The 7,310-nt window shown below is 42.1% G+C and carries 8 protein-coding genes and 2 pseudogenes; 4 read left to right on the top strand and 6 right to left on the bottom strand.

From position 1 onward, the window contains the following. A pseudogene (locus ACTB1O_RS02335) lies at positions 1-370 on the top strand (hypothetical protein); the annotation flags it as partial. Between the two features lie 130 nt (positions 371-500). Here the strand turns inward: ACTB1O_RS02335 and ACTB1O_RS02330 are convergent. Both ACTB1O_RS02330 and ACTB1O_RS02325 read right to left on the bottom strand, forming a co-directional pair. After that, positions 501-728, bottom strand: coding sequence for a hypothetical protein (locus ACTB1O_RS02330; protein WP_462993529.1), 228 nt, complete (start codon positions 726-728; stop codon positions 501-503). Between the two features lie 19 nt (positions 729-747). Beyond that, positions 748-948, bottom strand: coding sequence for a hypothetical protein (locus ACTB1O_RS02325; RefSeq protein ID WP_462993528.1), 201 nt, complete (start codon positions 946-948; stop codon positions 748-750). Between the two features lie 173 nt (positions 949-1,121). Here ACTB1O_RS02325 and ACTB1O_RS02320 point away from each other — a divergent pair, with 173 nt between their 5' ends. Then, positions 1,122-2,693, top strand: a complete 1,572-nt coding sequence (locus ACTB1O_RS02320) for an RNA-directed DNA polymerase (RefSeq protein ID WP_462993527.1) — start codon at positions 1,122-1,124, stop codon at positions 2,691-2,693. Positions 2,694-2,752: 59 nt separating this feature from the next. After that, on the top strand, positions 2,753-3,121 hold the full coding sequence (locus tag ACTB1O_RS02315) for a hypothetical protein (RefSeq protein ID WP_462993526.1): 369 nt from the start codon (positions 2,753-2,755) through the stop codon (positions 3,119-3,121). 207 nt (positions 3,122-3,328) lie between these two features. Here the strand turns inward: ACTB1O_RS02315 and ACTB1O_RS02310 are convergent, their stop codons facing one another. The 3 genes and pseudogenes from ACTB1O_RS02310 to ACTB1O_RS02300 all read right to left on the bottom strand — a co-directional run. After that, positions 3,329-3,979 carry a zeta toxin family protein gene (locus ACTB1O_RS02310; RefSeq protein ID WP_462993525.1) on the bottom strand — a complete coding sequence of 217 codons (651 nt, stop codon included), beginning with the start codon at positions 3,977-3,979 and terminating at the stop codon, positions 3,329-3,331. After that, positions 3,976-4,305 carry a hypothetical protein gene (locus ACTB1O_RS02305; RefSeq protein WP_462993524.1) on the bottom strand — a complete coding sequence of 110 codons (330 nt, stop codon included), beginning with the start codon at positions 4,303-4,305 and terminating at the stop codon, positions 3,976-3,978. Before ACTB1O_RS02305 ends, ACTB1O_RS02310 begins: the two co-directional genes overlap by 4 nt. Before the next feature lie 176 nt (positions 4,306-4,481). Beyond that, positions 4,482-4,676, bottom strand: a pseudogene (locus ACTB1O_RS02300) (proline--tRNA ligase); the annotation flags it as partial. Between the two features lie 157 nt (positions 4,677-4,833). Between ACTB1O_RS02300 and ACTB1O_RS02295 the strand changes: the two are divergent. Beyond that, positions 4,834-6,048: an MFS transporter gene (locus tag ACTB1O_RS02295; protein WP_462993523.1), complete on the top strand. Its 1,215-nt coding sequence runs from the start codon at positions 4,834-4,836 to the stop codon at positions 6,046-6,048. A 159-nt stretch (positions 6,049-6,207) separates the two neighbouring features. On the opposite strand, the gene proS is transcribed toward ACTB1O_RS02295, so the two are convergent. Further along, positions 6,208-7,310 (bottom strand): proline--tRNA ligase (gene proS, locus ACTB1O_RS02290; protein WP_462993522.1); only part of this gene is annotated, 1,103 nt, incomplete at its 5' end.

Below are 7,310 nucleotides of genomic sequence, written 5' to 3'. Positions count from 1 at the left end.
GTTCTCACTGTTTGCCGGAGTTATCGGCTATATTTTCTCCGCCCTTGCCCTGGCGATATTCGGTTTTTCCATGGCAATATTCCTGACTCCGAACAGGAAACTTATACTCGGCCACAGCCCTCCCGATAAGAAAGGGGTCTCTTCGGGAATTATGAAGACTTTCGGAAATTTCGGATCCGCTCTCGGGATTGTGGTATTCGGAACGGCCCTTGAGGAGATAATCGGGATTTCAGGAGGGGAGATGTATATGGCTCCTGTTCAGCCGGTTCCCGAGTTTATGATGACCGGATTCACCTATACGTTTGCAATTGCACTGGTGATATGCCTGATTACGACTGTGCTCTCTTTCTTTGTGAAAGAGCCGGAGTGAAAAAGAAGTTTATTCATTCATTGTTCGGGCGATTTGAACGGAAGCGGGAATGGCGGAACGTGGCGGAAGGATGGCGGGGACGAATTTGAGCAATACTTTGAACTGCTGTCTATCCGGCCGCCTGACACGCTCAGATTAGTGTTGATGGCGGGACTCCCGGAAGCACAGGCACCCGCACACACTGAAGATGTGATACTGATTTTCTGCTGTGCTCCCTTATTATCCCGCCATATACTATCTGTACATGTACAAGTACATTGATTATTATCTTATTTTGGAAATAGGGACTCATTTTAGGATTTTCGATCATGGCGGGAATCATGGCGGGGCTGCAGCAGACCTTCCGCCATTCCGCCATTCCGCCATCGACTGAAAGATCATGGAAATGTCAAAAGAATGTATAGGATAATCCACAATATTATCCCGGTTCCCATAATCCCGACGCCATATAGCCTTAATCTTGCGGCGGTTTTCTCAGCAGCAGTGCCTTCCTGATGAATCAGCCTGAGTGCTACCGCTCCGATTCCGCCTGTTAATGCAATAACCCCTCCGCCAGTAACCATAAGGCCGGCTGCCATTATTCCAGATGATAAAAATCCTGAGGGCATTCTATTATTTATTTCCTGAATTGTGGCATTATAGGTTTCTGATTAGGTTTTTTTTGGTTGGGGAGTGAGTGAAATAATTGCTCTGTATTGAAGGAAAAATATGCCATTAATTATATTATTCTAACCGTAGATTTTGATATTATATGCTTACTGCTAAGGCATTAATCGATAAAGGGTTATTTTCAGAAAAATTGATACCTCCTTTTAAATCTTCCATGTTGGCAGAATTATTGGGAGAATTACCTTTAAATAAAATTGAAAGTTATATTTCCGAAGGTACAAAGCAAAGCAAATGTTGTCTTCATTCAGTTCCGAGTTCAAGAAATATTCGTCGTAATTTTAGTATTCCAAATCCATTACATCAAATTAGATTAGCATATTGTATAGAAAACAACTGGAATTCTATTTCTGGATTTATTAATCAATCTCAATTATCATTGAGTATTCCAGATCTAAATAAGGACTCGGGTCGATCCTTCGATAAAAAGGCTGATTGGAGGGAATATAAGCAACAATGTGCTATTCGCTCAACTGCATATCGAATATTCCTTAAAACTGATATTTCAAGATATTATCAGACAATTTACACGCACAGTATTCCTTGGGCATTGTATGGCAAGCCATTTGCAAAACAAAAAGAAAATAGAGGTGATGAACATTATGGAAATTATCTTGATAAGTGCGTAAGATCCACAATGGATAATCAAACAATTGGTATTCCAACAGGGCCAGACACCTCACATATAATATCTGAAATTATTGGAAGAGCAATTGAGTGTAAATTATTGGAGAGAAATCCAAAAATTGATGGTGTTAGATACGTTGATGACTTTGCATTGTTTTTTAATTCGAGACATGATGCTGAAGTAGCACTTCATAATATCCATGATGCCTTAAAATATTTTGAATTAGAAGTAAATCCAAATAAAACAGAAATAGTCGAATTCCCTACGATATTAGAATATGAATGGGTTTCAAATTTACGTCATTTTAATTTCCGGGATACTATGGGATTTGATCAAAATAAAGCTTCGAGAATTCAGAATACAGATATTATCAATTATTTTAGTAGAGCATTTGAGTACTTTAAGAAATATCCAAATGACAGTACTTTATTGTATGCAATATCGAGGGTTGATAAAGAAGAGATATTAAAAGAGAATTGGTCCTTATTTGAGTCATTTATCTTAAAATCAGCAATATTGGATGGAAAATGTCTCCCAAAAGTTATTGGAATATTGGATAATTACAGTTCAAAAGGCTATGAATTAGATCTTTCTAAAATAAATGATGTAATTACTGAAATTATTGAATATCATAGTAAATTTTCACATGGTTACGAGATAGCATGGTCTCTTTGGCTTGCAAAAAAATTGAATATTACTATTAACAAAGATTCTGAACCTCATATATCAAAATGTGATGATTCGATTGTTGCCTTGATTGCTTTGGACTTAAGAGAATCTGAGCTTATTAGTCGTGAAATTGATACATCAAAATGGAAAGAATTCATGGTGGAAGATCAACTTTATGATGACCATTGGTTATTGGCATATGAAGCAAATATCAAAAATTGGATTACAGATTTTGGAGATGACTATATTGAAAAAGATCCATTTTTTAAGTTTTTAAAGGGAAAAAAAGTAGAATTTTATCATAAAGATGTTATAGACCAAAAAATTCCTCTTGCGTATAATCCGCTTGATTACCATTAGAAGAAATATCTTTTTGATTTTGGATTCGGTTTTTATATTTACAAGTCTAAAGAGAAATAATGGAACTTTCAGAGAATGAAAGAGTGATGCTTGTACAAAAGAAGGAAGAAATTGGAAAACTCACTGGAGAAATATTGGATATATATCAAGATCCAGAGGAAAGAATAGAACTAACAAAAAAGATGTATAAAATTCTAGAATTATTATCAACAATATCCAGTTATTCAAAATCAAATTATAATCTTGGACCATTTATGCAAGAAGTTATTTTTATAACTGGTTCATATGAGGAATTACTTGTTCCTTCAATACTAAGAGTAAAAATTGAAATTTTTTGTGCAGCAGCAAACTCTATTGAATTTAAATTTACAAAATCGGGTTTAAAGTTAAAAATTCCAAAAATTGAGAATCTTATCAGAATAGGATAAAAAAAGAAAAAAATCAGTAACTTCTGCCGACAACGGCTTGCTTTGCAGGCTTGCCGCAGACGATACACTATCCTGTCGAATTTTCGATATATTCCGACCTGATGTCGTCGCCGAGCAGGCTGACGTCGAGGACCTTCTCGATCTCGTCCGCACACTCCTCGCATCCTTCCACAACACGAAAAGAAATGGATATTCAGCTTCCAAAATTCAGATATAGCACTGAATAAAATAACCACTGTCAGATAGTGGCTCTACTATGTATTTTAGAACCCATTCGGAAATTTCATCGTCTTCGTTCTGCCAGACTATCATTTCAGGTTCATTATTTTGTTCATTCTCCATTAATTTCTGAAACAATAGTTGTGGGTCTGTTTTTTCATAGGAATTGTCGTAAACTAAAACCTCATCAGCTATTAGAATCATCTGCGGTAAAAAAGAAACAGAGCGTTCATACCGTCCACGTATTTTATCTTCAGGAACGTCATGTCCCCCCTGCAAAAAGCGGTCATGAACCCGGGCTACATTAATATCCGGGTGTTTTGTTGTAATATAGATCAGATGAATCCTGTACCCTTTCTGCTTTGAAAATTTCATAATTTCAAGGCGGCTTTCGTGAGAAAATACAGTTTCCCAGGCAAAAGATAATCCTTCTTCTATCATTCCTTTAAGCAGATTCTCTGTCTTTTTTTGTGCCCTGATTGACTTCTCCTGCCCATCCTGCATCTTTGCAATTTCGGGATCTGCACGTGCACAATAATCTGCATTTAAATATATGATGTCATTATTTGAAAGGAAATACTCGATTATTGTTGATTTCCCTGAGCCATTGGGTCCGGCAAAAATGAAAAAGTCTCTCATCGGTAATTTATGCCATGAGATTTATATGTCCGTCGGGCAGCTTTCATCAATGTTTTATCTGTTTTTTTGAAAGAGGGAACATAACCTCTTTCACTCCATTTTGTCCCATCGGATATTTTTATACTTTCATAGGACATTTTTTCATAAATTGATGACTTGTAGGAGTCATTAACATGTACACAGGTTAATTTCTTCTTGCTTTCAAAATTATCTGTTAGGTTATGCCTGCTCTCTGATTCATAGCAGGATCTAGGTGATGCTACAAGTTCTCCTCTCTTTGGAAAACGCCTTAAATCCTTTTTTTCCTTTGATGGTTTTCCACTCATATTCAAAACCGTAACGAATAATTACACATATTCTTGGATGATATTTATCTTTAATCCTGTTTTTGTTATTATTACTATATGTTGAGAGACCTTTTTTTTAATCAGTTATTTGAAAATGAATCGGGAAAATTCACGGATCACTCATGTAAATGAATCAGTAAAAAAAAAGAAAAAAATCAATAACTTCTTCCAACAACAGCCTGTTTCCCGGGCCTGCCGCAGATGATGCACTTCCCTGTCGAATTCCCGATATATTCCGACCTGATGTCGTCGCCGAGGACGCTGACGTCGAGAACCTTCTCGATCTCGTCCGCACACTCCTCGCAGCCGCACCACTGGACGACGGCGATTCCCGTCTCGACCGCCTCTTTTGCCTCGTCGAGGGAATCGACGTAATGTTCCCTTCATCCTGCAATATGATGCCCCTGCAAACTCCGGAATCTCCAGATTAAACGGCGGCATATCCGTGAATCAATATCTTTTTCGTTTATCCTTCTAAAGACTGATCAACAACGACCGGTAACAGATATGTCCGTCACATCATCCCTTCCTAACCGCCGTCTGGTCTATTCTCTCTTCCTTCTCGGCTTCTTCGCCATATTTTCGACAACCATATCCAAAAACCCTGTGCTTCCCCTATTCTCACAGGCGCTCGGGGCCGGGGACGCCGTCATCGGCCTGATAGCGGCTGTATCACCCTTCGCAGGGATACTCTTCTCGTTTCCAATAGGAGTTATCTCCGATCATCTGGGGAGGAGGAGGCTGCTTATCATATCCGGTATCGTCTTCCTCGCCGCACCATTGCTCTACCTGATAATCTTCGATCCCCTGTGGCTGATTCCGGTCCGGTTCTTCCACGGAACGGCTACCGCAATCCTCGGCCCGGTCGTCTCCGCGATCATCGCCGAGCGTTTTTCTGAGAACAAGGGCGAGATGCTCGGCCAGTACTCTTCCGCGACTCTCATAGGGAGAACCATGGCCCCTGTTGTCGGTGGTTTTGTCATCTCGATGTTCATTGCGTATCCCGGGCTAATTCCATACCAGGCAGTCTATCTCGTTGCAGCACTCGCCGCTGTTCCGGTTTTAATCCTCATTCTTATGTATAAGGAGGAGAAGCACGTCCCACTTTCTTTAGTGCCGTTCTCTTCGTTTCGCAGTAGTTTCGTCGTGTTCTTCTCGGAGAGAAGACTCCGTGCGACGGCATTTGTGGATATGGCAACCTACTTCGCCTTCGGATCATTCGAGACGTTCTTCCCACTCTTCCTTCTGTCGCAGGGAATCGGTGCATACCTCATCGGGGTCATCTTCGCCGTCCAGACACTGGTCATCGCCGCGACAAAGCCGTTCTTCGGCAGGACCGCCGACAGGCTCGACAAAAGAGTTCAGATCGTCGCAGGGCTTCTCATCCTTGGGATATCTACAGCTGCCATTCCGTTTACCTCGGCCTTCGTTGGTTTCCTTATCGTAAGCGCCTTCATCGGTCTTGGGATTTCGCTCTCCACCGTTGCAACCAGTGCGTATATCGCGGATGTCGCACAGGAGGGTCAGATGGGAGCCTCGATGGGGGCGCTTTCATCCATCATGGATATAGGACACTCGGGAGGACCGGTCTTAACAGGGGTAATCATCGCCGCAAGCGGATATATTTTTGGATTTATTTTGAGTCTCATCATCGCCGTTGTGGTCTGCGGGTTCTTCATCATATCCGTCCGTGATGGGAAGGAAAAATCCGTTGGCACCTGAAGTTTCCATATCAGTCAATAATAGTCGAAAGAGCACGGGGAAATAAGTTACAGAAAAGGAAGGAAATAGGATTATTTCTCTTATTTTTTTGAAATTTTCAGACAAGAACTGCGATTTTGGCCGCGACGCTTATATTGGGAATAAAAAAAAGAAAAAAAATCAATAACTTCTGCCAACAACAGCCTGTTTCCCGGGCCTGCCGCAGACGATGCACTTTCCTTCCGTCTTTTCAATATATTCCGACCTGATCTCATCACCAAGAACGCTTACGTCAAGAACCTTCTCGATCTCGTCTGCACATTCCTCGCAGCCGCACCACTGGACAACGGCGATCCCGGTCTCGACCGCCTCTTTTGCCTCGTCGAGGGAATCGACGATATTGATCTCCTCTTTGACCTTTTCGACCGCCGATGCCATCAGCTGATCGCGGAAGGCGTCGAGAAGGGATTTGACTCCATCTGTTAAGCTCTCACGTGAAACAGTCGTCTTCTCCCCGAACCTGTTTGCAGCCATCACAACGCCGTTCTCGAGATCCCTCGGCCCGATCTCAAGCCTGAGCGGAACGCCTCTCATCTCCCAGTGATAATACTTGGCACCCGGACGAAGCGGCCTGTCATCGATTTTGACCCTGAGCCCCGCCTCTTTCATCTCCGCCCCGATATCCTTTGCCGCCTGTGCGACCTCTTCGGCCATCTTCTTCATTATTATCGGGACGATCACTATCTGGACCGGGGCGAGAGCGGGCGGAAGAATCAGTCCCTTGTCATCTCCGTGAACCGAGATGAGTGCCGCAATGCACCTCTCCGAGATCCCATAGCACGTCTGGAATGCAAGCTGTTGTTCGCCGGTTTCATCCTCAAAAGTAATATCAAAGGTCTTTGCGAAGTTATCCCCGAGATGGTGAACAGTTCCTGCCTGAAGTGTCCTCCCGTCAGGCATGATCGCATCAGCCGCAAGTGTGTAATCTGCCCCGGGGAATTTGTCCCAGTCCGGCCTCTTTGAAATTATAACCGGAATACAGAGCTGCTCATAGAACTCCTTATACAGCATGACCGCCTCTTCAACCTGGTTCTTTGCCTCCTCCCATGTGGCGTGGACCGTGTGTGCCTCTTTGAAGGACGTAATCTCGCGAAGACGAATCAGCGGTCTTGTATGCTTTGTTTCATACCTGAACGTATTGACAATCTGGTAATATTTCAAAGGAAGATCTGCATGTGACCTGACCCACAGTGAGTACATAGGATATATTGCAGTCTCACTTG

It is taken from the genome of Methanomicrobium sp. (genome assembly GCF_055145805.1).
This window is presented reverse-complemented; position numbering and strand designations above follow the sequence as displayed.